This is a genomic window from Curtobacterium sp. MCSS17_006 (assembly GCF_003234215.1).
Classification (GTDB): Bacteria; Actinomycetota; Actinomycetes; order Actinomycetales; family Microbacteriaceae; genus Curtobacterium; species Curtobacterium flaccumfaciens.
The window spans coordinates 127,576-154,196 of sequence record NZ_QKSO01000002.1 but is presented as its reverse complement, the minus strand read 5'-3'; the positions used below and the strand labels follow the sequence as shown (position 1 = coordinate 154,196).

At 71.6% G+C, this 26,621-nt stretch carries 27 protein-coding genes; 14 read left to right on the top strand and 13 right to left on the bottom strand.

The window, feature by feature from the left end; translation table 11 throughout:
* Positions 1–39: 39 nt before the first annotated feature.
* From DEJ21_RS02930 to DEJ21_RS02920, 3 genes are read right to left on the bottom strand one after another with little or no spacing between them, the layout of a single operon-like run.
* Entirely contained in the window at positions 40–1,272 is a 1,233-nt protein-coding gene (locus tag DEJ21_RS02930; protein ID WP_181435760.1) for a D-alanyl-D-alanine carboxypeptidase family protein, read from the bottom strand.
* Between the two features lie 25 nt (positions 1,273–1,297).
* A complete protein-coding gene (locus DEJ21_RS02925; protein ID WP_111223642.1) occupies positions 1,298–1,966 on the bottom strand; it encodes a DUF1097 domain-containing protein in 669 nt (222 codons plus the stop codon).
* Positions 1,959–3,272 (bottom strand): amidohydrolase family protein, encoded by a 1,314-nt coding sequence (locus DEJ21_RS02920; RefSeq protein WP_111223641.1) that lies wholly within the window; start codon positions 3,270–3,272, stop codon positions 1,959–1,961. Before DEJ21_RS02920 ends, DEJ21_RS02925 begins: the two co-directional genes overlap by 8 nt.
* Positions 3,273–3,419: 147 nt before the next feature.
* Here DEJ21_RS02920 and DEJ21_RS02915 point away from each other — a divergent pair, with 147 nt between their 5' ends.
* The 3 genes from DEJ21_RS02915 to DEJ21_RS02905 are packed head-to-tail and all read left to right on the top strand — an operon-like array spanning position 3,420 to position 6,828.
* Complete coding sequence (locus DEJ21_RS02915) at positions 3,420–4,097, top strand: FadR/GntR family transcriptional regulator (protein ID WP_111024984.1); 678 nt, start codon at positions 3,420–3,422, stop codon at positions 4,095–4,097.
* Positions 4,094–5,221 (top strand): acetamidase/formamidase family protein, encoded by a 1,128-nt coding sequence (locus DEJ21_RS02910; protein WP_111223640.1) that lies wholly within the window; start codon positions 4,094–4,096, stop codon positions 5,219–5,221. Before DEJ21_RS02915 ends, DEJ21_RS02910 begins: the two co-directional genes overlap by 4 nt.
* Entirely contained in the window at positions 5,218–6,828 is a 1,611-nt protein-coding gene (locus DEJ21_RS02905) for an AtzH-like domain-containing protein (RefSeq protein WP_111223639.1), read from the top strand. The genes DEJ21_RS02910 and DEJ21_RS02905 overlap by 4 nt, the downstream gene beginning before the upstream one ends.
* Here DEJ21_RS02905 and DEJ21_RS02900 read toward each other — a convergent pair.
* Positions 6,825–7,643 carry an RNA methyltransferase gene (locus DEJ21_RS02900; RefSeq protein ID WP_071403769.1) on the bottom strand — a complete coding sequence of 273 codons (819 nt, stop codon included), beginning with the start codon at positions 7,641–7,643 and terminating at the stop codon, positions 6,825–6,827. The two genes, DEJ21_RS02905 and DEJ21_RS02900, sit on opposite strands and share 4 nt — an antisense overlap.
* A 254-nt stretch (positions 7,644–7,897) precedes the next feature.
* Here DEJ21_RS02900 and DEJ21_RS02895 point away from each other — a divergent pair, with 254 nt between their 5' ends.
* The 3 genes from DEJ21_RS02895 (at position 7,898) to DEJ21_RS02885 (ending at position 10,228) form a co-directional block, all read left to right on the top strand.
* A complete protein-coding gene (locus DEJ21_RS02895; protein ID WP_111223760.1) occupies positions 7,898–8,731 on the top strand; it encodes a Sir2 family NAD-dependent protein deacetylase in 834 nt (277 codons plus the stop codon).
* 76 nt (positions 8,732–8,807) lie between these two features.
* The gene (locus DEJ21_RS02890) at positions 8,808–9,446 is read left to right on the top strand and encodes a histidine phosphatase family protein (RefSeq protein ID WP_111024980.1); all 639 of its coding nucleotides are present in this window, start codon (positions 8,808–8,810) and stop codon (positions 9,444–9,446) included.
* 50 nt (positions 9,447–9,496) lie between these two features.
* A complete protein-coding gene (locus DEJ21_RS02885; protein ID WP_111223638.1) occupies positions 9,497–10,228 on the top strand; it encodes a hypothetical protein in 732 nt (243 codons plus the stop codon).
* A gap of 147 nt (positions 10,229–10,375) precedes the next feature.
* On the opposite strand, the gene DEJ21_RS02880 is transcribed toward DEJ21_RS02885, so the two are convergent.
* Together DEJ21_RS02880 and DEJ21_RS02875 are read right to left on the bottom strand one after the other, a co-directional pair.
* On the bottom strand, positions 10,376–11,446 hold the full coding sequence (locus DEJ21_RS02880) for a glycosyltransferase family 1 protein (RefSeq protein WP_111223759.1): 1,071 nt from the start codon (positions 11,444–11,446) through the stop codon (positions 10,376–10,378).
* A gap of 5 nt (positions 11,447–11,451) precedes the next feature.
* Positions 11,452–12,444, bottom strand: coding sequence for an alpha/beta fold hydrolase (locus DEJ21_RS02875; protein ID WP_258374855.1), 993 nt, complete (start codon positions 12,442–12,444; stop codon positions 11,452–11,454).
* A gap of 113 nt (positions 12,445–12,557) precedes the next feature.
* Between DEJ21_RS02875 and treS the strand changes: the two genes are divergently transcribed.
* Both treS and DEJ21_RS02865 read left to right on the top strand, forming a co-directional pair.
* Positions 12,558–14,267, top strand: a complete 1,710-nt coding sequence (gene treS, locus DEJ21_RS02870) for a maltose alpha-D-glucosyltransferase (RefSeq protein ID WP_111223758.1) — start codon at positions 12,558–12,560, stop codon at positions 14,265–14,267.
* Between the two features lie 35 nt (positions 14,268–14,302).
* Positions 14,303–15,049 carry a 3'-5' exonuclease gene (locus DEJ21_RS02865; RefSeq protein ID WP_111223637.1) on the top strand — a complete coding sequence of 249 codons (747 nt, stop codon included), beginning with the start codon at positions 14,303–14,305 and terminating at the stop codon, positions 15,047–15,049.
* 180 nt (positions 15,050–15,229) lie between these two features.
* On the opposite strand, the gene DEJ21_RS02860 is transcribed toward DEJ21_RS02865, so the two are convergent.
* From DEJ21_RS02860 to glgA, 3 genes are all read right to left on the bottom strand, one after another.
* Positions 15,230–15,478, bottom strand: coding sequence for a type B 50S ribosomal protein L31 (locus DEJ21_RS02860; protein WP_017887280.1), 249 nt, complete (start codon positions 15,476–15,478; stop codon positions 15,230–15,232).
* Between the two features lie 102 nt (positions 15,479–15,580).
* Complete coding sequence (locus tag DEJ21_RS02855; RefSeq protein WP_017887279.1) at positions 15,581–16,363, bottom strand: ABC transporter ATP-binding protein; 783 nt, start codon at positions 16,361–16,363, stop codon at positions 15,581–15,583.
* A 9-nt stretch (positions 16,364–16,372) separates the two neighbouring features.
* Positions 16,373–17,572 carry a glycogen synthase gene (gene glgA / locus DEJ21_RS02850; RefSeq protein WP_111223636.1) on the bottom strand — a complete coding sequence of 400 codons (1,200 nt, stop codon included), beginning with the start codon at positions 17,570–17,572 and terminating at the stop codon, positions 16,373–16,375.
* A gap of 47 nt (positions 17,573–17,619) precedes the next feature.
* Between glgA and DEJ21_RS02845 the strand changes: the two genes are divergently transcribed.
* A complete protein-coding gene (locus DEJ21_RS02845) occupies positions 17,620–18,861 on the top strand; it encodes a glucose-1-phosphate adenylyltransferase (protein WP_071403983.1) in 1,242 nt (413 codons plus the stop codon).
* Between the two features lie 172 nt (positions 18,862–19,033).
* Positions 19,034–19,672, top strand: coding sequence for a phosphoserine phosphatase SerB (gene serB / locus DEJ21_RS02840; RefSeq protein ID WP_111039106.1), 639 nt, complete (start codon positions 19,034–19,036; stop codon positions 19,670–19,672).
* A gap of 12 nt (positions 19,673–19,684) precedes the next feature.
* On the opposite strand, the gene fabG is transcribed toward serB, so the two are convergent.
* Complete coding sequence (fabG, locus tag DEJ21_RS02835; RefSeq protein ID WP_027465673.1) at positions 19,685–20,398, bottom strand: 3-oxoacyl-ACP reductase FabG; 714 nt, start codon at positions 20,396–20,398, stop codon at positions 19,685–19,687.
* 165 nt (positions 20,399–20,563) lie between these two features.
* Here fabG and DEJ21_RS02830 point away from each other — a divergent pair, with 165 nt between their 5' ends.
* From DEJ21_RS02830 to DEJ21_RS02820, 3 genes are read left to right on the top strand one after another with little or no spacing between them, the layout of a single operon-like run.
* Positions 20,564–20,986: a DUF3099 domain-containing protein gene (locus DEJ21_RS02830; RefSeq protein ID WP_111223635.1), complete on the top strand. Its 423-nt coding sequence runs from the start codon at positions 20,564–20,566 to the stop codon at positions 20,984–20,986.
* On the top strand, positions 20,986–21,294 hold the full coding sequence (locus DEJ21_RS02825) for a hypothetical protein (RefSeq protein WP_372439414.1): 309 nt from the start codon (positions 20,986–20,988) through the stop codon (positions 21,292–21,294). The genes DEJ21_RS02830 and DEJ21_RS02825 overlap by 1 nt, the downstream gene beginning before the upstream one ends.
* Positions 21,291–22,274: an SURF1 family protein gene (locus DEJ21_RS02820; protein ID WP_111223634.1), complete on the top strand. Its 984-nt coding sequence runs from the start codon at positions 21,291–21,293 to the stop codon at positions 22,272–22,274. Before DEJ21_RS02825 ends, DEJ21_RS02820 begins: the two co-directional genes overlap by 4 nt.
* 607 nt (positions 22,275–22,881) lie before the next feature.
* Here the strand turns inward: DEJ21_RS02820 and DEJ21_RS02815 are convergent.
* On the bottom strand, positions 22,882–24,480 hold the full coding sequence (locus DEJ21_RS02815; RefSeq protein WP_071403762.1) for an ABC-F family ATP-binding cassette domain-containing protein: 1,599 nt from the start codon (positions 24,478–24,480) through the stop codon (positions 22,882–22,884).
* 115 nt (positions 24,481–24,595) lie between these two features.
* On the opposite strand from DEJ21_RS02815, the gene DEJ21_RS02810 reads away from it, so the two are divergent.
* Positions 24,596–25,195 carry a biotin transporter BioY gene (locus DEJ21_RS02810; protein WP_071403761.1) on the top strand — a complete coding sequence of 200 codons (600 nt, stop codon included), beginning with the start codon at positions 24,596–24,598 and terminating at the stop codon, positions 25,193–25,195.
* Positions 25,196–25,491: 296 nt separating this feature from the next.
* Here DEJ21_RS02810 and DEJ21_RS02805 read toward each other — a convergent pair whose 3' ends face one another.
* Entirely contained in the window at positions 25,492–25,821 is a 330-nt protein-coding gene (locus tag DEJ21_RS02805; protein ID WP_017887270.1) for a metal-sulfur cluster assembly factor, read from the bottom strand.
* On the bottom strand, positions 25,821–26,594 hold the full coding sequence (gene sufC, locus DEJ21_RS02800) for a Fe-S cluster assembly ATPase SufC (RefSeq protein ID WP_071403760.1): 774 nt from the start codon (positions 26,592–26,594) through the stop codon (positions 25,821–25,823). The genes DEJ21_RS02805 and sufC overlap by 1 nt, the downstream gene beginning before the upstream one ends.
* Positions 26,595–26,621 lie beyond the last annotated feature (27 nt).

Here is a 26,621-nt window from a genome sequence, read left to right as displayed (position 1 = left end):
CGTCACCCGACCGACTCTACGGTCGGCGGACGACGGGCGTCACGCCCCCTGGAACGGGTTCGTCCAGCGCCACCAGACGCCGGGGTCGTCGATCGTGCGTTCGAGCACGAGCGGCACCGTGACCGGGTCGTGGTCGGAGATGCGGAACCGCACCTGCCCGACCCGCTCACCCTTCGTGCCGAAGGTCACCTGCTCGAGCTTCGCGTTCGCGGTGACGGTCGTCTTGCCCCACACGAGCACCTCGGCGGCCTTCGTCGTGACCGCGTCGGCCTCGTCCTGCCACGGGGTCGAGAAGGTGCCGAAGGTCTGGCCCTGGTGCGTGAGCGTCACCACCTGGAAGTTGTCCGCCACGGACCGCAGCAACCGCTGCACGTCGACGTCGAGGGAGTCGTGGTCGACACCGCCGAGCATCACGCCGACGACGGTGACGTCCCTGCCGCCGCGCTCGTACGTCGCCGCGAACAGCAGACAGGCGCCGGCTTCGTCGAGGGTGCCGGTCTTGATCCCCTCGATGCCGTCGAGGCCGAGGAGCTTGTTCGAGTTCTCGATCTCGCCGACCGTCGGGATCGTGACGTCCTGGGTGCCGACGATGTCCTTGACCACCGGGTTCGCCAGCGCGAGCTGCCCGAGCTCGACCAGGTCGGTGGCGGTCGAGGTGTTGTCCGGGTCGAGGCCGGTCGGCTCGTGGATCGTGGTGTCGTCCAGGCCGTGTTCGTCGAGCCAGTCGTTCGCCGCGTGCTCGTAGGCGGCGATCGACCCGAAGGCCCAGATGGCGAGTGCGCCGGCGTAGTTGTTCGCCGACTTCATGAGCATCACCTGGAACGTCTGGTGCTCGGTGAGCTTCAGGCCGGCGGGCATCGGGGCGACCTCGCCGTTCTGCGCGGCGTACTTGGCGTACAGGCCCTCCATCTGCTTCGTGAAGCGGATGGACGGACCGGACTCCCCAGCGGCCATCGGCTTCTCGTCGAGCACCACGAGCGCCGTGACGACCTTCGTGATGCTCGCGATCGACCGGGGCTTCGTGTCGCCGCTGGTGCGCAGGCTCTCCGGGAAGTCCGTCGCTTCGACCGCCGTCGCGCCGTACCCCGGGAAGCTCAGCGCCGGGACGGTCGTCTTCGGGGCCGAGTACGTCGTGGTGCTGGCGCTCGCCGGGCCGAACGGCACGACGGCCGCGGCGACGAGGTACCCGGCCACCAGGAGCAGGACGGCGACCACCGAGATCGTGACCGGCCTCCGGACGGCGGAGCGGGGGCGGCGGACGACTCGTGACACGGGACCCGAGCGTACCGGTCCGCTCCTAGGCCGAGGCTGCGACCGGCTGGTCGGGCTGGCGTTCCGGAGCAGGAGCCGGGGTCGCTGCGCCGCCGGCGTCGGTCGCGACGACCGGGTCGGCCGAAGCGGCCGGGTCGGACGAGCCGGCCGAACCGGCCGAACCGGCCGAACCGGCCGAGCCCGTCGTCTCGGCCCGGGCGAAGGTCAGGCGGCGGGACAGGTAGGCGAACACCGGCCCGAGCGCGTTCATCAGCACGACCGACACCCAGGCAGCCCAGGCGTTCCCCGGGTCGAACCCGAAGCCGCCGAAGCAGGTCGCGAAGAACGAGGCGAACCCGAGGAACATGCCGGGGACGAGCCCGAACAGCTTCGTGCGACCGGTGTACATCAGGGCGCAGTTCACGACGAGGATGAGCAGCGCCAGGACGGTGTTCTGCGCCGCCTGCCCCTCGCCGAACAGCGTGCCGAACCGCTGGTCGAGCAGGACGATGACCAGGCCGAACGCCGACCCGATCGGCATCGCGGCCCACAGGCGCGTGGCGTTCCGCAGCGTCGGCTTGCTGCCGAGCAGGAACATCCCCGCCCAGCTGATGAAGATCGCCCAGGTCGGCAGGTGCAGGGCGTTGCCCCCGATGAACGCCGTGGCACCGGCCAGGACGGAGGCGACGATCTCGTGCGGGATCCGTTCACGCATGGCTGAGTTCCTTCGATCGGTTCGTGGTGCGGCTGGTGGTGAGGCGGGTGGTCCGGGTGGTCTCGGCGACGACCCGGCCGCGCTTGACGACCAGGGCGCGGTCCGGCCGGTCGAGCAGGACGCCGTCCGGGTCGGTGGTGGAGAGCACCACGAGGTCGGCGGCGGCGCCGGGCCGGATGCCGTGGGTGTCCGCGACGCCGACGACCTCGGCCGCCCCCGTGGTGGCCATGGCGAGCACCCGTCGCAGGTCGTCCGGGCCGGACAGGTGCCCGGTCTGCGCCAGGAGCAGCCCGACGTCGAGCAGGTCGGCGTTGCCGAACGGGGTGAAGGCGTTCCGGACGTTGTTCGACGCGTACGCGCTCGTGACCCCGGCGTCCCAGAGTTCGCGGACCGGCACGACCCCGCGCCGCACGTCGCGGTCGTCGGACCGGCCGCCCAGGTGCAGGTCGGTCGCGGGCAGCGGCACGACGGCGACCCCGGCAGCTGCCAGACGGTCGAACAACGCCCGGCGCTCGCGGCGGGGCAGGCTCGCGACCGAGGTCACGTGCCCGAGCGCCACCCGCCCCTGCAGCCCGCGGGCGGTCACGCGGTCGGCGATGTGCCCGGCGAGGGCGTACCGCGGGTCGGAGGTGTCGTCGGCGAAGTCGGCGTGCAGGTCGGCCGGCACCCCGAACTCCTCGGCGAGGTCGAGGACGGTCTCGACGTGCTCGTGGCACGCGGCCAGGGTGTGCTCGTTGTAGGTGCAGCCTCCGATGACGTCCGCCCCCGCGGCGAGCGCTTGACGGAGCAGCGCGAGGGTGCCCGGTGCCTTGGCGATGCCCTCCTGGGGGAACGCGACGATCTGCAGGTCGAGGGCGTCCCGGTACTCGTCGCGCAGGTCGAGCAGCACCTCGACCCCGGTGAGCCCGACGATCGGGTCGACGTCGGGGTGTGCGCGGACGAGCGTGGTGCCGTTCGTGATGGCCTGGTCGAGCAGGGTGCGGGCGCGGTCGCGGACGGTGGCGTGGGTGAAGCCGCGCTTGAGCTCCCCCGTGACGGCGATGGCGCCGGCGAGGGTGCCGTCGGGGTTCGGCCGTTCCCGGTCGAGCAGGGCCTTGTCGACGTGCAGGTGTGCCTCGATGAGCCCGGGGATGAGAACACGTCCGGCGCAGTCGACCACGCGGATCGAAGCCGCAACGGTGCCGGTGCCGTGCGCCGAACCCGGACCGGGCAGCGCGTCGGCCACGGTGACGATCACGCCGTCGGCGATGGTGACGTCGACGGATCGACCGTCGGTCAGCCGTGCGTTGGTGAGGACCAGGTCCACGTCGAACCCCTCTTCCGGTCGGTGCGGGTGGGACGTGCTCCACCATTCGCCCGCCGTGTTTCGGGTTCCGACGCCGCGTATGACGGCCGTGTAAAAGATGGTCGTACCAATGAACCAAGCAGACCAACCGGCCCTACGGTCGAGGGCATGCACCGTGGACGGACCCTGAGCGCGGCGACCGCCGCCCACCTCGGCACGCTCGTGCTCGACGACCTGCAGCCCGGCGACAAGCTGCCGCCGGAGCGCACCCTCGCCGAGGACCTCGCCGTGTCCCGCACGACCATCCGCGAGGCGCTGCAGGAGCTCGAGCGCCGTCGCCTGGTCTCCCGGACCCCTGGTCGTGGCACCGTCGTGCTGCCGCGACCGGAGGAAGCGTCCGCCCTGCTCGACCACCACCGCGACGACCTGGACCACCGGGCCGAGCACGTCGCCGAGTTCCGGACCGTCGTGGAGCCGCAGGTCGCCGGACTCGCGGCGGCGCGGGCGGGCGATGCCGACCTGCTCACCCTGGAACGCATCCTCGCCGCCACGCACGCGGGCCTGAGCCCGGAGGAGTCGCTCGCCCAGGACGTCGCCTTCCACGTGCAGGTCGCCCGCACCTCGGGGAACCCCCTGCTCGTGTCCCTGTGCGAGCTCAGCAGCGGCTGGGTGCAGGACGTCCGTGCCCGCTCGCACAGCACCAGCGAGGGGCGCCGGTCGTCGTTCGAGTGGCACGAGCGGATCCTCGAGCGGATCCGGGAGCACGACGTCGCGGGCGCGACGCGGGCGATGGCCGACCACCTGGCCGACGTGGCCCACCTGGTCGAACGGAGGACGGAACGATGACCACCACACACCGCACCACCACACGCGAGACCACCGCCCCCGCGGTGGCCACCCTGCAGCCCGGCACCGGACCCGTCCGCGGTGACCACTCCCTGCCCGTCGACCCGGAGACCGTCCTCTGGGGCCGGCTGCCGAGCGAGGCTGACACCCCGGCCCTGACGATCGGCCCCGGGGAGTCGGTCACGATCGACACCGTCAGCCACGAGGGGATCCTCCCCGACCAGGGCAGCGACCCCGTCGCCTGGTTCGGCGACCACGGCGTCGCTCCGGAGCACGTCCTCGCCGACGCCGTCGCGATCGCCCGCTCCGGTCACCGCGACCCCGCGTCGGACGGACCGCACGTCGTGTCCGGGCCGATCGCGGTGCGCGGTGCCCGTCCCGGTGACGTGCTGACGATGACGGTCCTCGAGACCCTGCCCCGGGTGCACTACGGCGTCGTGTCGAACCGGCACGGCCGCGGCGCCCTGCACGGTGAGTTCCCGGTCGACGGCACGACGGTGAGCGTCTTCGCCGACGTCGTCGACACCGACCAGGGCCGGCGGGGCCGTATCCCGCTCACCGCCGCCGGCGACCGCTTCGCGCACTTCCCCCTCGCCCCGTTCCTCGGGATCATGGGCGTCGCCACCCCCGGGGAGCGGCTGCACTCCGTCCCGCCCGGTCGCCACGGCGGCAACATCGACGTCAACCTGCTGCAGGCCGGGTCGCAGCTGCACCTGCCGGTGCTCGTCCCCGGCGCGCTCGCCCACGTCGGTGACCCGCACTTCGCCCAGGGCGACGGCGAGGTGGCGCTCACCGCGATGGAGGCCTCGCTCCGCGCGACGATCCGCTTCGACCTGACCCCGGCCGCCGAGGCCGCCGCGCGCTTCGGTGACCTGGTCTGGCCCGTCGCCGAGACGCAGGAGTTCCTCGTGCCCACGGGCATGGACCCGGACCTCGACGAGGCCGTCCGGCAGTGCGTCCGGCACGCCGTCGCGATCCTCGGCGCGCGCTGGGGCATGGAACGCCACCTGGCGTACGCGTACCTGTCGGCCGCGACCGACTTCAACATCTCGCAGGTGGTGGACCTGGTCACCGGGGTCCACGCCCGCATCCGCAAGGCCGACTTCGAGGAGCCCGCCCGATGACCACGCCCCCGGCGTCGCCCGCGCCCGACGCCGCGCCCGAAGGCCTGCTCGAGGCACTCGACGCCTACGAGGCCGCCCTGCTGGCGAACGACCTCGACGCCCTCGACGCCGCGTTCGTGGACTCCCCCGGCACGATGCGCGGCGACGACCGCGGCCTGCTCGTCGGGCACGACGCGATCAGCGCGTTCCGCGGGACACGGGGTGGGGTCGCGACCCGGTCGCTGACGCACGTCGAGGTCCGCCCCCTGACCGCGGACCGCGCCCTCGTCGTGTCGGTGTCCCGGTTCGCCGCGGGTGGGCAGGGCCTCCAGACCCAGCTCTGGCGCCGCGACGGCGACACCGGCGCCGGCCCCCGCTGGCGCATCGAGGCAGCCCACGTCACCGCCCGCCCCAAGGCCGTCGACACCACCGTCTGGCGGGCCGTCGGCGACCCGCTCGTCGCCCCCACCGCCTCCGGACCGCTCGACGGCCTGACCGTCGCGGTCAAGGACCTCTACGCCGTCCCCGGCCAGCCGGTCGGCGCGGGCAACCCGACGTACCTGCGCGAGGCCCCCGTCGAGACCGCGCCCGCCGCAGCGGTCGCCGCGCTCCTCGCCGCCGGCGCCTCGATCCGCGGGATCGCACGCACCGACGAGTTCGCCTACAACCTGACGGGCCGGAACGCGCACCACGGCACGCCGCCGAACAGCGCGGCTCCCACCCGACTGCCTGGAGGCTCGTCCAGCGGATCCGCATCGGCCGTCGGCCTCGGGACGGCCGAGATCGGGATCGGCACGGACACCGCGGGATCGGTGCGGGTCCCCGCCTCGTACCAGGGACTCTGGGGCCTCCGGACGACCCACGGCACGGTGTCCCGCGAGGGGCTGCTCCCGCTCGCGCCGTCGTTCGACACCGTCGGGTGGCTCACGCGGAGCCACGGTGTGCTGCTCGCCGCCCTCGACGCCACCGTGCCGCCGCCCGCGACGGCAGGGGCTTCTGACGCGACCGTGCTCGTCGTCCCCGAGGAACTCGTCGCACTCGTCGAACCGGCCGTCGCCCGGTCCTTCACCGCATTCGTCGACACACTCGACGAACCCGTCGCGACCGTCCGGCTGCGCGACCTCGGCATCCCGGACTCCGCAGCACTGCAGGAGCAGATGCGGCTCGTCCAGGCCGCCGAGGCGCTCGCCGCCCACGGCCCCTGGATCGACGCGCACCCCGGCGCACTGAGCACCGTCGTCGGTGACCGGTTCCGGGCGGCACGCGCGAACGACGCCGACACGACCGCCGACGCCGTGGCGCGCCTCGACGAGGTCCGTGCGACGATCCGCCGTGCTCTCGCCGGTCGGACCCTGCTGTTCCCGACCGCGCCCGGACCCGCACCGCTGCTCGACGCGGACACCGCTGCGCTCGAGCGCACCCGGACCGCCACCACGGCCATGACCGCGCTCGCGAGCGTCGGCGGCCTGCCCGCGGTGAGCGCACCGGTGCTGACCGTGGACGGCGCGCCCGTCGGCGTCTGCCTGGTGGGCGGGCCGGCCACCGACCGTGCCCTGGTGATCCGTGCCGGGGGCATGCTGCCCGACCAGGCCGCCCCGGGCCTCCCGACCGTCTCGGTGGTGCGCTAGGAGGCGAGCCGCCGGGCGTGGGTGACCGCCCACAGACCGACGGCGCTCGCCGCGGCCACGTTGAGCGAGTCGACGCCGTGCGCCATCGGGATCCGGACGGTCGTGTCGGCCGACGCGATCGCGGCCGGCGTCAGCCCCTGCCCCTCGGTGCCCATCACGAGCGCGACCTTGTCGGGCAGGTCCGCCACGAAGGCGTCGAGGTCGACCGACTCGTCGGTCAGCGCCATCGCGGCCAGGTGGAATCCCTGCGCACGGAGTTCCTCACCAGCCGCGGGCCAGTCGCCGATGCGGGTCCACGGCACCTGCAGGACCGTGCCCATGCTCACCCGGACGCTCCGGCGGTACAGCGGGTCGGCACACCGCGGGCTGACGAGCACCGCGTCGGCACCGAGGCCGGCGACGCTGCGGAACACCGCGCCGACGTTCGTGTGGTCGACGATGTCCTCGAGCACGACCACGACCTTCGCGTCCCGCACCACGTCGGCGACGCTCGGCAGCTCGGGGCGCTGCATCGCGGCGATCGCACCGCGGTGCATCCGGAAGCCGGTGAGCTCCTCGAGCAGGGCGTCCGCGCCGACGAAGACGGGGCCGTCGTGCTCCGCGACCAGGGGCAGGACACTGTCGAGCCACTTCTCCTGCACCAGGATGCTCCGCGGCACGTGCCCGGCGCGGACCGCACGCTCGATGACCGTGTTCGACTCGGCGATGTACAGGCCGCCCTCGGGCTCCGAGACCCGGCGGAGTGCCACGTCGGTCAGACGGGCGAAGTCGTCGAGGCGGGGATCGTCGAGGGAGTCGATGCGGACGGGGTGCACGGGGCTCGTTTCGGTGTGGTGCGGAGGCGGCGCGGGGGTTCGGCGGGCCGGGGCCGGTGCGGGTCCGGCGGGCCGGGCCGACACGGGTCCGGGCTGCCGACGGGCTGCTCCGGGCTGCCGCCGGACGGGTCCGCCGAGGATGCGCTCCGCCTGGGAAGCGACCGGGACGGTCGGGTGTTGAGGGTACCGTGAACAGGGTGCTGGATGATGCTGCGTCGACGACCGGACCGACCACCGGGGCGGCCGCCGGGTCGGTGCCCGCCGACGACCTGGACCGCGTCGTCGAGGTGCTCGCGGGCAAGCGGATCGCCGTGCTCTCCGGTGCCGGCCTGAGCACCGACTCCGGCATCCCCGACTACCGCGGTGCCGGGCGGGTGGTGCGCAAGCCGATGACGTTCCAGGAGTTCCTGGCCGACCCCGCGAAGCGCCAGCGCTACTGGGCCGGATCGCACCTGGGCTGGCGGAGCTTCGCGGCCGCCGTGCCGAACGACGGACACCGGGCGCTCGCCGCACTCGAGGACGCCGGGATCGTCGCCGGGGTCATCACGCAGAACGTCGACGGCCTGCACCTGCGCGCCGGCTCCCGCCGCGTCGTCGAGATCCACGGCTCGATGGACCGCGCCGTGTGCCTGCGCTGCGGGCAGGTGTTCTCCCGCTCCGACCTCGCCGCCACCATCGACCGCGAGAACCCCTGGATCGACGAGCCCGGGTCCGTGCAGCTGCAGCCGGACGGTGACGTCGAGATCACCGACGTCGAACGGTTCGTCGTGCCCGCGTGCACCGTGTGCGGCGGCGACCTGAAGCCCGACGTCGTCTTCTTCGGCGAGTTCGTGCCGGCCGAGAAGTTCCGCGAGGCCGTGTCGATCGTCGCCGACGCCGACGCACTCCTCGTCGTCGGTTCGTCCCTCACCGTGAACTCGGGCGTGCGGCTGGTCGACCACGCTGCGCGCCGCAAGAACCCCGTGGTCATCGTGAACCGCGGCGAGACCCGCAGTGACCGGCGGGCGGCCGTGAAGCTCGACGCCGGCACCACCGAGACGCTCGTGCACCTGGCGGAGCGGCTCAGCGCGGCGGTGGCGACCGACTAGCCGGTCGCGGCTGGACGGGCCTGGGCGGTCGCGGTTCCCGGACGGGCCTGCCGTTCGCGTCTGCGAAGATCGACGGGTGACGACCCTCCTGTACCTCGTCCGGCACGGCGAGACCGACTGGAACGCGCAGCGCCGCATCCAGGGCTCGACCGACATCCCGCTCAACGACACCGGACGACGGCAGGCCGCCGAGGCCGCCGAGCTCCTGACCCGCCGGCCGTTCGACGCGGTCGTCGCCTCCCCGTTGTCCCGTGCGGCCGAGACGGGCGCGATCATCGCCGACCGCCTGGGCCTCGACGCACCGACGACGTACCCGGGCCTGGCCGAGCGCTCCTACGGCGAGGCCGAGGGCCTGACCGACGACGAGGTGTCGGCACGGTACCCACACGACGACATCCCCGGTCGGGAGTCCCGCTCCGCGCTGCTCGCCCGCGTCACCGAGACGCTCGGCGAGATCGCGGTCCGGTTCGACGCCGGCGTCGTCGTGGTCGCGACCCACGGCGCGGTGATCCGCAGTGTCGTGAACGCCGCCGCCCCCGGCACCGCCGATCGCCGCAACACCCCGATCCGCAACGGGTCCATCCACTCGTTCCGGTGGGACCCCGAGCGCTTCCACGCCGAACTCGTCCGGTTCGACGACCCGATCGACGACGTGTCCGACGCCACCGGAGGGTCCGCGTTCGAGTACCAGAACCCCTTGGAGCGCCGGGGCTGACCGGGGGACTAGGCTCCGACGCACCCGCACACCGGGGTGAGGGGAGCCACATGTCCGACGACGGAACCAGCCGACACGGCCAGCATGCCCTCGACCAGCAGGCCGACGACCTCGACCGGGTGTTCGGTCCCGAGACGGCGAGCGTCCCCACCCGCACCCGGGCCCGCACGTGGTTCATCATCGGCGGGAGTGTCCTGGCAGTCGCCGCCGTCATCGCCGTGGTGCTCGGGTCGATCATCGGGAGCGTCCAGAACGGCATCGGCGGGGTCTTCCCACGGCCGGACGTGGCGCTCGACCGGTTCGACACGCGCGTGCGTGCGCTGCCCGGCGTCACCGACGTGCGGCACCATGCCCCGTCGAAGACGGCGTTCGCGAGCTACGACGCCATCGCCTCGGTCCGGGCGGACCCGTCGCTCGACACCGCCGCCCGGCGTGACCTGGTCGCCGCCATCAGCCGCGCAGCCGACGAGTCCGGCGGCAACGGTGTCCGCGTCGTCGTGGTCGCCGACCTCGGCAACCTGGAGGTCGGCGTCACCGGCGCCGGAGAGGTCGCCGCGAAGCGCCTGGCACTGGCGGACACGCTCGACCACATCGGCGGTGTGACGGAGGTCCGTTGCTCGTGGGAGCGCGGCGGGGATCCGTCCGACGCCGCACGCGACCAGTCGATCGTCGTGCGGACCCCGGGTCGGGGCGCCGCGGTGCCGCCGATCGTGTCGCGGGTCACCGAGGAGACGCAGAAGGTGTTCCCCGGGGCGGACGTACAGGTCATCGCGCCGGAGTGACGTGCGGTGGTGGCGCGGTGTGGCGTGGTGGTGGCGCGTCCGACGTGGAACGACACTGTCGACGTCGTACGACATCGACAGCGTCGTTCCGCATCGTCACGAAGGCGAGCCCGTGCCGCGCCCCGCGCCCGGCGCCCGCACCCGCCCTCAGCCCCGCCGGTCCCCCACGGCCCGCTCGACGGCCCGGACGACCTGTTCCGCCGAGTCCTGCCACCGGAACCGACCGGCACGCTCGATCGACTGCCGCGAGGCCTCGTCCCACCGTTCTTCGACCCGCCGGACGGCCGCGGCGAGGGCGGACGGCGACGCCGGGTCGAAGTACTCCGCCGCCGAGCCGCCGATCTCCCGGAAGATGGGGATGTCACTGACGACGACCGGGGTCCCGACGCCCATCGCCTCGACGAGCGGGATGCCGAACCCCTCGTCGTACGACGCGGTCGCCAGCGCGGTGGCCGAACGGAGCACGGACAGGTACTCCTCGTCGGTGGCGCCGTCGTGGAACACGATCGTCCCCGTGGGAGCCAGCGCCTCGAGCCGTGCACGGTCGGCGTCGGACACCCGCGTCATGCAGTGCAGCGTCCAGTCCGCCCCGAGGAGCGGCAGCGCCGCCGCCAGGGTCTCGACGTTCTTGTACGGCATGAACGAGCCCATGTAGACGAGCGAGCGTCCACGTGGCGCTCCGGGCACCCGCGGGGTCGCCGGGTCGGCCGCGTTGTAGGCGACCGTCACGGGTCGCTTCGTCAGCCGGTGCTCGGCGATCAGCCCGGCGGTCGTCTCGGACACCGTCACCACCCCGTCGGCGCCGTTCAGCAGGAACCGCTGCGGCGCCCAGGACAGGTGGAACGCCCGCCAGCCGAGCCGCAGCGGCCACGAGAACTCCCGCGGGGGCGTGCGGTTGCGGTAGTAGATCAGGTCGTGCAGCGTCAGGACGAGCGCGTACCGGCGCCCCCGCGACCCCATCGTCTGCATGGGCGAGAACACCGCGTCGAGCCCGATCCGGTTGACGCGCCGGGCGACGAGCGGCTCCCCCGCGTCCGTCGGCGCGGGCAGCAGCTCCCACGGCAGGTCGCTCGGCAGCGACTCGAGCTGGCGCTCGTCGCTGACGAGCAGCACGTAGTCGTGCCGGTCCGGCAGGTGCGCGACGACCCCGGCGGTGAACCGGCTGATGCCGTCGTGCCGACCGATCCGCACGTACCGGCAGTCGATGCCGATGCGCAGGCGCGTCACGACGCGTCCGCCGTCCGGGAGGCCCGCCCCGCCCCCGACGGTCGGCTGTCCGTCGCGGCCGCGCCGCGTCCAGTGCGTCCCTGGCGTCCGGCACGTCCGATCGTGTCCGCCATCCGGCGGAGCACCGCAGCCGCCGCCGGAGCCGGCGTCTCGTAGTGCACCAGGTGGCCGACCCCCGGGATCACGACGAGCTCGGCGTCCCGCAGCCGCTCGGCGAGTGCGCGCTGTTCGGGGACGGCGGTGATGTCGTCGTGCTCGGCCGCGACGAGCAGCACGGGCACCGTGATCCGGTCGGCGTACTCGGCGACGTCGTGGGTGACCGAGGTGCGGAACGCCTCGAGCACGCTCGTGCGGTTCGCGAAGGCCGAGAAGTACCGGTCGTGCTGGTCGTGCACCCACCGGCGGACGGCGGGGTCGTGCGACTTCAGCATCGCGATGCTCATCGCCCGGACGATCGCGCCGTTCCGCAGGATCCCGAGCCCGATCGGCTTCGGCAGCACCGCACCGGCGCGGTAGTACCCGATCGCGATCGCGGTCCCCACGGCACGCGGACCCTGCAGGGCCGGGGCGGCGATGGGGTTCACGAGCACGAGCAGTCGGGTGTCGAGCCCGGCGGCGACGGTGGCCGACACCACGATCGACCCGAACGAGTGCCCGAGCACGACGGTGTCGCGCCCGAGCCCGAGCGCGGCGTGGAAGCCGGTCAGCCAGGCCACGTACGCGTCGATGTCCGACACCGGCAGCGGATCGGACACGCCGAAGCCGGGCAGGTCCGGCACGATCACACGGACACCTTCGAGGTGCGCGGCGATGGTCTCGAGCCCGTGGTGGTCCCCGCGGAACCCGTGCACGGCGAGCACGGTGCGATCCGCGTCCTCGGGCCCGTAGACCCAGTAGTGCGTGGTCCGGCCGTCGACCTGGACGGCCCGGTGCACGACCGGGGTGGCGGCCATCAACGACTGGTACGGGGAGAGCACGGGCGGTTGCATCCGCGCCAGTCTAGGGAGCGAACCGCACGAAACCCCGGACACCCGCAGCATCTCGCGCCTATCGTGTCCGGGGCGGGCCGTCGACCGGTCCGTCGATGACGACGAGGAGCACGGTGACCTTCACAGCCCCGATCCAGCTGCCCGGCCTGACGCTCGACCCGCAGTGGTACAAGCGCTCGGTCTTCTACGAGTGCATGATCCGGTCGTTCGTCGACTCCAACGGAGACGGCATCGGTGACATCCAGGGCGTGATCGGCAAGCTCGACTACCTGCAGTGGCTCGGCGTGGACGCCCTGTGGCTGCCGCCGTTCTTCCAGTCGCCGATGCGCGACGGCGGGTACGACATCGCCGACTACCGGGCGATCCTGCCGGAGTTCGGCACGCTCGACGACTTCCGCGAGCTCGTGACGAAGTCGCACGAGCGGAACATGCGCATCGTGATCGACATGGTGATCAACCACACCAGCGACCAGCATGAGTGGTTCCAGCAGTCCCGCGAGGACCCGGACGGCCCCTACGGCGACTTCTACGTCTGGCGGGACACGGACGAGGACTACTCGAACATCCGCATCATCTTCGTCGACACCGAGGAGTCCAACTGGACCTTCGACCCGGTCCGACGCCAGTTCTTCTTCCACCGTTTCTTCTCGCACCAGCCCGACCTGAACTTCGAGAACCCCGCGGTCATCGAGGCGATCTACGACGTCGTCCGGCACTGGCTCGACATGGGCGTCGACGGGCTGCGGCTCGACGCGATCCCGTACCTGTTCGAGTCGGAAGAGGGCAACGGCGAGGGCGAGCCGGAGACCCACGAGTTCATCAAGAAGCTCCGCGCGATGGTCGACGACGAGTACCCCGGGCGCGTGCTCCTGGCCGAGGCCAACCAGTGGCCGCGCGAGACGGCGGCGTTCTTCGGGACCGACGAGGAGCCCGAGTGCCACATGGCGTTCGACTTCCCGGTGATGCCGCGCATCTTCTACTCGCTCCGTGCCCAGCACGCCGCCGAGCTCAAGGCGATCCTGTCCGAGACCCTCGACGTGCCGGCCAGCGCGGCGTGGGGCGTCTTCCTCCGCAACCACGACGAGCTCACGCTCGAGATGGTCAGCGAGGAGTACCGGCAGGCGATGTACGGCTGGTACGGCTACGACCCGCGGATGCGCTCGAACATCGGCATCCGCCGACGCCTCGCTCCCCTGCTCGACAACTCCCGCGCGGAGCTCGAGCTCATCCACGCGCTGCTGTTCTCGCTGCCCGGTTCGCCGTTCCTGTACTACGGCGACGAGATCGGGATGGGCGACAACATCTGGCTGCCGGACCGTGACTCCTCGCGCACGCCGATGCAGTGGACGCCGGACCGCAACGCCGGCTTCTCCACCGCCGACCCGGGCAAGCTCTACCTGCCCGTCGTCCAGTCGCTCGTGTACAACTACGCGCAGGTCAACGTCGAGGCGCAGCTCGCCCAGTCGCGCTCGCTGCTGCACTGGGTCCGCAACGTCATCCACACGCGCAAGGCCCACCCGGTGTTCGGCCTCGGGTCCCTGCACGTGCAGGAGACCTCGAACGACTCGGTCCTCGCCTTCGTCCGCTCGTGGGAGGGCTCCGGCCAGCAGTTCGGCCCGTCCGCCGAGGACGTCCTCTGCGTGTTCTCGTTCGCGACGAACCCGACCTCGGTCACGGTGTCCGCTCCGGAGTTCGCGGGGCGTCCGCTCTACGACCTGTTCGGCGGCAGCTCGTTCCCGTCGTTCGACGAGGACGGCACCGTCACGCTCACCATGGGCACGCAGTCGTTCTACTGGCTGCACGTCGGCGCGCCGACCCGGTAGTCGGGGGTGTCGGTGCGTCCCGTTAGCCTGACCGCGTGACGTTCCCCACAGCACAGCTCGACGCGCCCGCTCCGTCCCAGGACCTCACGGGTCGACCCTGGTGGCACGCGCTCGGCGTCTTCGACCTCGAGACCACCGGGGTCGACGTCGAGACGGCCCGCATCGTCACCGCCCACGTCGGGCTCATCGACATGACCGGGGCCTCCATCGTCGAGGGTGCCTGGATCGCCGACCCCGGCGTCCCGATCCCCGAGGGTGCCGCCGCCGTGCACGGCTACACCACCGAGCGTGCCCAGGCTGAGGGGCGTCCCGCGGCCGAGGTCGTCGCCGAGATCATCGCCGCGATCGAGGCCGTGTTCGCCCGGGGCATCCCCCTGGTGATCTACAACGCCCCGTACGACCTCACCGTGCTCGACCGCGAGGCGAAGCGGCACGGGTTCGCCTCCCCCGTCATCGGCAACGTCGTCGACCCCCTGGTGATCGACAAGGCGCTCGACACCTTCCGCAAGGGCAAGCGCACGCTCGAGGCCGCATCCGAGCTCTACGGCGTCACCCTCGACGACGCGCACGACGCCGGAGCCGACGCGATCGCTGCCGGGCGTGTCGCCCAGGCCATCGCGGGCAAGTACCCGGACGAGCTCGGCATCTCCGCCGAGGAACTCCACCGCAAGCAGGTCGGCTGGTGCGCCGAGCAGGCCACCTCGTTCCAGGACTACATGCGCAAGAAGCGCGACCCGACGTTCACCGCCGACGGCCGCTGGCCCCACCGCAACGGCGCCTGACCTCGCCCTGCCCCCTCGCACGGCACCGGTGTTCGCGCGCCGAACACCCGCAGCACGCGGCGTGACGCGCGAACACCGGTGTCCCGCGCCCCTGGGTCAGCGGCAGCCGGAGACACCGCACAACGCGAACGGGCGGCCCTCCCGGAGGAGGACCGCCCGTGGGCGTTGCGTGCGAGCTGCTTACTTGCTGAAGCCCTTGAAGCGCTGGTTGAACTTCTCGACGCGACCGGCCGAGTCGAGGATGCGCTGCTTGCCCGTGTAGAACGGGTGCGAAGCAGACGAGATCTCGACGTCGATGACCGGGTAGGTCGCACCGTCGAGCTCGATGGTCTTGTCGCTGTTCGCGGTCGAACGCGTCAGGAACGTCTCACCGGAGGCCAGGTCGCGGAAGACGATGGCGCGGTACTCGGGGTGGGTGTCGGTCTTCATGGAGATTCCTCGATAGCGGTGATGGGATTGCGCGAACTGCGCGGGAAGTCGTCGGCTTGCGCCAGCCGTCCACGATACCAGAGAGACGGCGGGATCGCAGCGCTACGCGGCGCGTGCCGTGTAGCGACCGGCGTCCTTGGTGACCGAGAGGTCGATGCCGAACGCCTCGGTCAGGGTCTGGTCCGTCAGGACCTCGTCGATGGGGCCGGCGGCCTGCACGTGGCCGTCGGCGAGGACGAGCGCGTGGGTGAAGCCGGCCGGGATCTCCTCGACGTGGTGGGTCACGATGACGATGGCCGGCGAGTCGGCGCTCTGGGCGTAGCCGCCGAGGGTGCGGACGAGGCTCTCACGGGCGCCGAGGTCGAGCGACGCGGCCGGTTCGTCGAGGAACAGGATCTCCGGGTCGGTCATCACGGCACGGGCGATCTGCACGCGCTTCTGCTCGCCGTCGCTCAGGTCGCCGAACGTGCGGTCGGTGAAGGACCCCAGGCCCCACTCCTCGAGCACGCGCTGCGCACGGCGGACGTCGAGCTCCTCGTACTCCTCGTTCCAGCGACCCGTGACCGAGTACGCCGCGGTGAGCACGACATCGATGACCTTCTCGGTCACCGGGATGCGACGGGCCAGGGCGGTCGACGCGAAGCCGATGCGCGGGCGGAGCTCGAACAGGTCGGCACCGCCGAGTTCGGTCCCGAGCACCTCGACGTCACCCGAGGTCGGGAACGTCTGGGCACCGGCGACCTGCAGCAGCGTGGTCTTGCCGGCGCCGTTCGCGCCGAGCACGACCCAGCGTTCGTCGTCCTGCACCTCCCACGAGATCGCGTCGAGGATGGTGGCCCCGTTGCGGACCACGGAGACGTCTGACAAGCGCACGACCGAGGGCATGCGACCAGCCTACGGGTTCTGGCCGAGCACCCGGTCGTAGACCTGCCGTGTCCTGGTGGCGATCGCGTCCCAGGTGAACTCGGTCTCGACACGGAGCCGTCCGGCGCGTCCCATGAGCTTCGCCAGCCCCTCGTCGGCGAGCACCTCGGTGAGGGTCGCGGCGAGGTCGGCCACGAAGCGGTCGGGGTCGGTCGGGGTCCCGGTACCGTCCTGCACCTGGTCGATCGGGACGATGCGGCCGGTGAGCCCGTCGGCGACGACCTCGGGGATGCCCCCGGTGCCGGTGCCGACGACGGGGATGCCGCACGCCATGGCCTCGAGGTTCACGATGCCGAGCGGCTCGTAGATCGACGGGCAGACGAACACGGTGCCCGAGGACAGCACGTTCACGATCTCCTCGTGCGCGAGCATCCGGTCGATCCAGACGACGCCTTCACGTTCCGCGCGGAGGCCCTCGACGAGCTCGGTGACCTCGGCGAGGATCTCGGGGGTGTCCGGCGCGCCGGCGCACAGCACGATCTGCACGTCCGACGGCAGCGACGCCACGGCGCGGAGCAGGTACGGCAGGCCCTTCTGGCGGGTGATGCGTCCGACGAACACGACGCTCGGGCGCGTCGGGTCGATGCCGAGGGCGCGCACGGCGTCCTCGTCGACGGTCGGCTTCCACGCGTCGATGTCGATGCCGTTGTAGACGACGTGGACCTTCGCGGGGTCGATCGACGGGTACGAGCGCAGGATGTCCGCACGCATGGCCTTCGAGACCGCGATGACGCCGTCGGCGTGTTCGAACGCCTCGCGCTCCATCCAGCTGGACAGGCGGTAGCCGCCGCCGAGCTGCTCGGCCTTCCACGGGCGGAGGGGCTCGAGACTGTGGGCGGTCACGATGTGGGGGATGCCGTAGGTCAGCTGCGCGATCCGGCCCGCGGAGTTCGCGTACCAGGTGTGCGAGTGCACGAGGTCGGCACCCTCGACGTCGGCCGCGATGGCCACGTCGGTGCCCAGGGCCTGCAGGGCGCCGTTCGCCTGGCCGAGGCCGTCCGGGGTCCGGTAGCCCCACACGTCGGGTTCGTCACGGAAGGCCCCGAAGGCCCGGACACGGACTTCCGTGTCCGTCCCCGACCGCAACGCGGCGGTGAGTTCGGACACGTGGACACCCGCTCCGCCGTAGACCTCCGGCGGATACTCCCTGGTCAGCAGATCGACTCGCACTGGTTCAACGTAACCGGTTCCCAGTGCTGACGCCTACTGTGAGCGGCATGGCACCAAAGAAGGTCTTCGGCATCGTGCTCGCCGGCGGCGAGGGCAAACGACTCATGCCGCTCACGGCCGATCGCGCGAAGCCCGCCGTCCCGTTCGGCGGCAACTTCCGTCTCATCGACTTCGCACTGTCGAACCTGGTCAACTCCGGTCTGCAGAAGATCGTCGTCCTGACCCAGTACAAGTCGCACAGTCTCGACCGGCACGTCGCGGAGACGTGGCGCATGGAGGGGCTGCTCGGCTCCTACGTCGCGTCCGTCCCCGCGCAGCAGCGGCTCGGCAAGCGCTGGTTCGCCGGCTCGGCCGACGCGATCCTGCAGTCGCTCAACCTGCTGCGCGACGAACGCCCCGACATCGTGGTCGTCGTCGGTGCGGACCACGTGTACCGGATGGACTTCCACCAGATGGTCGAGGCGCACATCGCGTCCGGCCGCAGTGCCACGGTGGCGGCGATCCGTCAGCCGATCGGGCTCGCCGACCAGTTCGGCGTGATCCAGGTGGCCGACGACGACCCCACGAAGATCGAGGCGTTCCTCGAGAAGCCGAAGGACGCGATCGGCCTGGCCGACTCCCCCGGCGAGATCCTGGCCTCGATGGGCAACTACGTGTTCAACGCGGACGCCCTCGTCGACGCGGTCCTGCGCGACGGCCAGCTCGAGACGTCCGCGCACGACATGGGCGGCGACATCGTCCCCGACTTCGTCAACCGCGGCGACGCCGGCGTGTACGACCTGCAGCGCAACGAGGTCCCCGGTTCCACCGACCGCGACAAGTACTACTGGCGCGACGTGGGCACCATCGACTCGTTCTTCGACGCCCACATGGACCTCATCGCGCCGGTCCCGGTCTTCAACCTGTACAACCAGGACTGGCCGATCTTCAACCAGCAGACGAACCTGCCGCCGGCGAAGTTCGTCCGCGACGCGAACGGCAACACCGGGTCCACGGTGGACTCGCTCGTGTCGCTCGGCTGCCTGGTGTCGGGTGCGCAGGTCGAGCGCAGCATGATCGGGCCCTGGTGCTCGATCGACTCCGGCGCGAAGGTCCTCGACTCGATCGTGTTCGAGCGCGCCACCATCGGCGCCGGCGCGGTCGTCAACCGCGCCATCCTCGACAAGGACGTCGTCATCGCACCGGGCGCGCAGGTCGGCGTCGACCGCGAGGCCGACGAGGCACGCGGCTTCACCGTCACCGAGTCCGGGATCACCGTGGTCGGCAAGGGCGTCCGCGTCGACGCCTGATCCGTCACCGAGTCCGGGCTCCGCCCATGCGTCGGCAAGGGCGTCCGCGTCGACGCATAGGCACGACGCGTAGGCAAGCAGACACCCGGGGCGCAGCCCCGGACGGACGGCCTGGAGGCACGGCTCGCGTCACGGACGCGGCCGTGCCTCCGCCAGTCGGTACCGTTGGTGCGTGCCCCGCTTCCTCGTCGTCCTCGATGCCGATTCCACCCTCCTCGAGGACGAGGTGATCGAACTGCTCGCCGACAGCGCCGGGACCCGGCCACAGGTGGCGGCGATCACGGAGCGCGCCATGCGCGGGGAACTCGACTTCGCCGAGAGCCTCCGGGAGCGTGTCGCGACCCTGGCGGGCCTCCAGGCAGACGTCTTCGTCCGCGCACAGCAGGCGGTCCGTGTGACGCGGGGCGCCGACCAGCTCGTCCGCGGGGTGCACGCCGCAGGCGGCACCGTCGGCGTGGTGTCCGGCGGGTTCCACGAGGTGCTCGACCCGTTCGCCGAGCAGCTGGGCCTCGACCACTGCCGGGCGAACCGCCTCGAGGTCACCGACGGCGTGCTCACCGGCCGCGTGCTCGGCGACGTGGTCGACGCACACGCCAAGGCCGTCGCGCTCCGCGAGTGGGCGGACGCCGACGGGGTCGACCCGGCACGGACCATCGCGATCGGCGACGGCGCGAACGACCTCGAGATGATGCGCGTCGCCGCGCTGTCGGTGGCGTTCGACGCGAAGCCGCGCGTGCGGGAGCAGGCGGACGTCGCGGTCGTCGACCGTGACCTGTCCGCCGTGCTCGCGACGCTCGGCCTGCGCGGCTGATCAGTCCGAGGGCTAGTGGCCCATCCCGAGGCCGCCGTCGACCGGGATGATCGCACCGGAGACGTACCCGGCGCCGTCGCTCGCCAGGAACAGCGTGGCGTCCGCGACGTCGTCGACCGTGCCGTAGCGGGCGGCCGGGATCGCCTTCTTGAACTCGGCCTGCAGCTCGTCGGAGAGCGCGGCGGTCATGTCCGTCTGGATGAAGCCGGGCGCCACGACGTTGGCGGTGATGCCGCGCGAGCCGAGCTCACGGGTGATCGACCGGGCCATGCCGACGAGGGCGGCCTTCGAGGACGCGTAGTTGACCTGGCCGATCTGGCCGTAGGCGCCCACGACGCTCGACATGAGCACGATGCGGCCGAACTTGGCCTTCATCATGCCCTTCGTGGCGCGCTTGACGACGCGGAAGGTGCCCGTGAGGTTCGTGTCGACCACGCTGGTGAAGTCGTCCTCGGACATGCGGAGGAGCAGCTGGTCGTTCGTGATGCCGGCGTTCGCGACCAGGACCTCGATCGGACCGAGCTCGGCCTCGACCTGCGTGAACGCGGCGTCGACGGAGGCCGTGTCGGTGATGTCGGCCTGCACCGTCAGCGCGCCCTCGGGACCACCCTGACCGCTGCGCGACGTCACGGCGACCCGGTGGCCGGCTGCGACGAACCGCTCGGCCAGCGCGTGGCCGATGCCGCGGTTGCCGCCGGTGATGAGGACGGTACGGGGGGTGCTCATGGTCGCTCCGTTCGGTGGGATCTGCTCGGCACGCGGTGCCGGGGACCCGGCGGACACGCCCGGACGAGCGTACCGGAGCGGACCACCCCGCCGGTTCGCGCGCGGCGCACCCACGATCGGTCCGGCGGGATTAGGCTTGACCACGGGTAGACGGAGACCATCTGTATGAAGAGCACGCACACGAGCATCACGTCGCTGCCGGACACACCGGAGCAGGACCGGGCGCACCGCCTGTCCCGCTACGTCTGGCAGATGGCCATCCGAGTGGTCCTCTTCGTCTCCGCCGTGCTCGTGTACTCGATCTGGCACTCATGGCTCGCGGTCATCCCGATCGTCCTCGCCGCGGTGATCCCCTGGGTCGCCGTCGTCATCGCGAACGCCGGCAGCCGGACCGAGAGCGACATGATCTCCCCCGCCGGGTCCATCGAGCTCTACGACGCCGTCGACCCGCGCCTCCGCGAACAGCAGGAGGACGCCCGGGCCCAGGCCTACCGCGACGAGCAGGACCGCCTCCGCCAGCAGGCGCAGCACGCGCAGGACGAGTGGCAGCGCAACGGCGACCGATCGAAGATGTGGGGACCCCGCTGATGGGTGCGACGTTCGACCTGCAGACCGAGCCCGGATCCACCCCGGTGTGCTCGCGAGCTGGTTGCACCTCGACGGCCGGGTGGCGCGTGAACTGGCGCAACCCCCGGATCCACGCGATCGACCGCGTGAAGATCTGGGCCGCCTGCGAAGAACACCGCGACTTCCTCGCCGACTACCTGCGGTCCCGCTCGTTCCCGGTGCGCGTCACCGGCATGCACGAGGACGTCGACCACCTCGACGACGAGCGCGAGGCGACCGCGGCGCCGAAGAACGACGTCGGGGTGCGCTCCACCGGCACCTCGCGATGACCGACGGCTTCGACCCGCAGTCCCGGTACGGCCGCAAGCACGCCGCCAAGCTGCAGCGCGCCGCGGCGGAGTCCCGCTCGACCGACGAAGCCAAGTCGGGCTCGTCCGGTCGGGACCCCGACGAACCGTTCGTCGGCTGGCGCTTCGTCCGGAGCCGCCGCTGGCTCGGCTACTTCGCGATCGCGGTCGCCTTCGCCATCGTGTGCGCACTGTTCGGCATGTGGCAGTGGGACCGCCGCAACGAGGCCGTCCGGCAGAACGAGCAGGTCGCGCAGAACTACGACCACACCCCCGTCCCCCTCGACCGGGCGCTGCCGAAGGCCTCGAGCTGGCAGGACGAGCAGGAGTGGCTCCGGGTCGCCGTGACCGGCCGCTACGACGTCGACTCGCAGCTGCTCGTGCGCAACCGCGTGCACAACGGGCAGCCCGGGTTCGAGGTCCTGACACCCCTGGTCACGCCCGAGGGCCGTGCCTTCATCGTCGACCGCGGGTGGGTGCCGACCGGCAACGCCCAGGACGCCCCCGACCACGTGCCCGCTCCCCCGTCCGGCGAGGTCACCGCGATCGTCCGCCTGCAGCAGAGCGAACCGCGCATCCCCGGCCGCTCCGACCCGAAGGACACCGACCAGGTGCAGTCGGTGACCTTGGCCGACGTGGCGGACAAGGTCGACGACCCGATCTGGACGGGCGCGTACGGGCAGCTCGCCTCCGAGTCCCCCGCCCCGACCGAGGCCCGCCCGCTCGGCTGGGAGCGTCCCAATGCGGACACCGGGCTGCACCTCAGCTACTTCATCCAGTGGTTCCTGTTCGCCGCCGGGGGCTTCGGCTTCCTGGCGTACGTGATGGTGCAGGAGTACCGGAACCTCAACCAGGACGACCCCGAGGAGCGCGAGCGCGCCCTCGAGCGCGAACGCCGCAAGAACGCGAAGCCGAAGACCGACGCCGAGATCGAGGACGAGCTCATCGCGTCACGTCGCTGACGTGCGGCCGTGGCGCGGCTGAGGCGCGGCCGCGGGTGCGCGTCGGCGCACCGTGCGCACCTCGCAACCCCGTGCGCGCTTGCGCGCACGGTGCAGCGCCACAAGCGGCCACCCAGCACGCAACGCCGCACCGGCTGGCGAACGCGGCACCGTGCGGACGGGAGGCGCGACGCACGACCGCCACCGCGCCTCCAGACCGCACCGTGCGCGCCTCGCAACCCCGTGCGCGCTTCCGCGCACCGTGCAGCGCCACAAGCGGGCACCCAGCACGCAACGCCGCACCGGATGGCGAACGCGGCACCGTGCAGACGGGACCGCACCGTGCGGACCTCGCAACCCCGTGCCCGCTCCCGCGCACCGTGCAGCGCCACAAGCGGGCACCCAGCACGCAACGCCGCACCGGATGGCGAAACGGGCACCGTGCGGACGGGAGGCGCGACGCGCGACCGGCACCGCGCCTCCAGACCGCACCGTGCGGACCTCGCAACCCCGTGCGCGCTTCCGAGCACCGTGCAGCACCACAAACGGCCACCCAGCACGCAACGCTGCACCGGACCGCGAACGCGGCACCGTGCGGACGGGCCTCGCCCGACCACACGCGCGGCAGCTAGGCGAGCTCGATGAGCTCCGCGTAGTCCTTGTTCCAGTGGTCCTCGGTGCCGTCCGGCAGCAGCAGGACGCGCTCGGGGTTGAGCGCCTCGACCGCGCCGGCGTCGTGGGACACCAGGACGACCGCACCCTCGAAGCCGGCCAGGGCGTTGAGGATCTCCTCGCGCGAAGCCGGGTCCAGGTTGTTCGTCGGCTCGTCGAGCAGCAGGACGTTCGCGCCGGAGACCACGATCATCGCGAGCGACAGACGGGTCTTCTCGCCACCGGACAGGACGCCGGCCTTCTTGTAGCCGTCGTCGCCCGTGAACAGGAACGAGCCGAGCACCCGACGGGCCTCGGTCTCGTTGAGGTCCGTCGACGCCGACACCATGTTCTCGATCACGGTGCGGTTGATGTCGATGTTCTCGTGCTCCTGCGCGTAGTAGCCGATGCGCAGACCGTGACCGGGCTGGATCTCGCCCGTGTCGGGCTGGTCGGCTCCCGCCAGGATGCGCAGCAGCGTCGTCTTGCCCGCACCGTTGAAGCCGAGGATGACCACACGCGAACCGCGGTCGATCGCCAGGTCGACACCCGCGAAGATCTCGAGCGACCCGTACGACTTCGACAGCCCCTCGGCCATCAGCGGGGTGCGGCCGCACGGGGCCGGCGTGGGGAAGCGGATCTTCGCGACCCGGTCGGCGACACGCTCGTCCTCGAGGCCGGCGAGCAGCTTGTCGGCACGCGCGACCATCTGGTGCGCGGCCGCGGCCTTCGACGCCTTCGCACCGAAGCGGGCGGCCTGGTCCTTGAGCGTGGCGGCCTTCTTCTCGGCGCCCGCGCGCTCCTTGCGACGGCGCTCCTCGTCGGCGACGCGCTGCCGCTGGTAGAGCTTCCAGCCCATGTTGTAGATGTCGATGGTCTGGCGGTTGGCGTCGAGGTAGAAGACGCGGTTCACGACCTCGTCGACGAGCTCGACGTCGTGGGAGATGATGATGACGCCACCGGGGTAGGTCTTCAGGTGTTCGCGGAGCCACACGACGGAGTCGGCGTCGAGGTGGTTGGTCGGCTCGTCGAGGATCATCGTCTCGGCGTCCGAGAACAGGATCCGGGCGAGCTCGATGCGGCGGCGCTGACCACCCGAGAGCGTCTTGAGCTGCTGGTCGAGGATGCGGTCGGGCAGCTTCAGGTTCGAGGCGATCGACGCCGCCTCGGCCTCGGCCGCGTAGCCACCGAGCGCGTTGAACTGGTCGTCGAGGCGGCTGTAGCGTCGCATCGCCTTCTCGGCAACGGCCGCGTCGTCGCTCGCCATGTCGAGCGTGGCGAGGCGGATGCCCTCCACGAGCTCACCGAGCCCACGGGCGTCGAGGATGCGCTTCCGCGCGGTCTCCTCCGGGTCGCCGGAGCGGGGGTCCTGCGGCAGGTAGCCGATCTCCCCGCCGCGGTCGATCGTGCCGCCGTTGGGCTGCGTCTCGCCCGCGAGGGCCTTGGTCATCGTCGTCTTCCCCGCGCCGTTGCGGCCGACGAGTCCGATCTTGTCGCCCTTCTCGACACGGAAGGACACGTCTTCCATGAGGAGACGAGCTCCGACGCGGATCTCGAGTTCGTGCACGGCAAGCACAGTGGACGTCCAATCAGTTGGTGGGTTTGCACAACGGTGTGTGCGTGAGGTGCACCGCTACGCTGACGGGACCGATGGTTCCGAACGGAACCAGCAGTCCATTCTAGGAGAATCCATGACGAACGCCACCGGGTTCGCTCCCCGCGCAGTCCTCGCCGACCGTCTGCGCACGCACGGGCTGGCCACCGACGCCGCCCTCGTCGCCGGCGGAGCCCTGTTCACCGCCGCCATGGCGCAGCTCGAGGTCCCGATGTGGCCGGTCCCGATCACCGGGCAGACGCTGGCCGTCGTGCTCGTCGGCGCGACCCTCGGCGCACGTCGCGGCATGCTCTCGCTGCTCGTCTACGCCGTCGCCGGACTCGCGGGCGCCCCGTTCTTCGCCGACATGCAGGGCGGTCTGCAGGCCCTGGCCCTGCCGAGCTTCGGGTACGTCATCGGCTTCATCCCCGCCGCCGGGCTCGTCGGCTGGCTCGCCCGTCGCAACTGGGACCGCAACGTCGGTCGCGCCGCGGTCGCGATGCTGCTCGCGAGTGCGATCCCGTTCGTGACCGGCCTGCCGTACCTGGCCGTGGCGCTCGGCCAGCTCGGCGCCCCGAACGACGTCCAGTCGGTGCTCGCCGCCGGCCTGTACCCGTTCATCGTCGGTGGCATCGCCAAGGCCCTCATCGCCGCCGGCATCCTGCCGCTCGCGTGGAAGGCCGTCGGTCGCCGCTGACCCGTCGCACGAGAACGGCCCCGCACCTGATCGGTGCGGGGCCGTTCTGCGTCCGGTGCGGGGATGAACAGTCCGTGCGGGGCCGGGCCGGGGTTTCGGTCGGTCACGACTCCCCGCCACCCGGACGCCGAGTGGTCGCATTCCGTCGCCTGGAGCGCTGTCAGCCGACAGAACGTGGCCACTCGGCGAACGTGAGCGGGCGGTCGCGACCACTCGGCGGCGCGTGACGTGCGCACAGACGGACGGGAGGCGCGGTGCCAGCTGGCACCGCGCCTCCCGTCCGTGGTGGGTCGCGACTAGATCGCGAACCCGAGGGCGCGCATCATCTCGCGGCCGTCGTCGGTGATCCGTTCCGGACCCCACGGCGGCATCCAGACCCAGTTGATCCGGAAGGCGTCCACGATGCCGTCGAGGGCGTTCGCGGTGTCACCCTCGATGACGTCGGTCAGGGGGCAACCGGCGCTCGTGAGCGTCATGCTGATGACGAGCGCGTTGGCGTCGTCGTCCCAGGCGAGGTCGTAGATCAGGCCGAGGTCGACGATGTTCACGCCGAGCTCCGGGTCCTGGACCTCCTTCAGGCCCTCGACGACCTCGTCGAACTTGTCGGGAGCGAGTGCGGCGATCATCAGGCCTGCGCCTCGGCGGCGGCGACCTGCACGTAGCGGTCGTAGCCCTCGTTCTCGAGGCGGTCGGCCAGCTCGGGGCCGCCCTGCTCCGCGATCTTGCCGGCGACGAACACGTGCACGAAGTCCGGCTTGATGTAGCGGAGGATGCGCGTGTAGTGCGTGATGAGCAGCACGCCGAGGCCGGTCGCGGCCTTGGCGCGGTTGACGCCCTCGGAGACGATCTTCAGCGCGTCGACGTCGAGGCCGGAGTCGGTCTCGTCGAGGACGGCGAACTTCGGCTTGAGGAGCTCGAGCTGCATGATCTCGTGGCGCTTCTTCTCGCCACCGGAGAAGCCCTCGTTGACGTTGCGCTCGGCGAACGACGAGTCCATCTTCAGGTCGGCCATCGACTGGCGGAGTTCCTTGATCCAGCCACGGAGCGCCGGGGCCTCGCCGTCGATCGCCGTCTTGGCGGTGCGGAGGAAGTTCGACACCGTGACGCCGGGGATCTCGACCGGGTACTGCATCGCCAGGAACATGCCGGCACGGGCACGCTCGTCGACGCTCATCGCGAGGACGTCCTCGCCGTCGAGGGTGATGGTGCCACCGACGACGTTGTACCGGGGGTGACCGGCGATCGTGTACGCCAGGGTGGACTTGCCGGAGCCGTTCGGCCCCATGATCGCGTGGATCTCGCCCTCGTTGATGGTGAGGTCGACACCCTTCAGGATCTCCTTGGTGCCCTGATCGGTGTCGATCGAGACCTTGAGGTCACGGATTTCCAGAGTGGACATTGCGTTCCTTCGGTTGCAGCTGTGTGC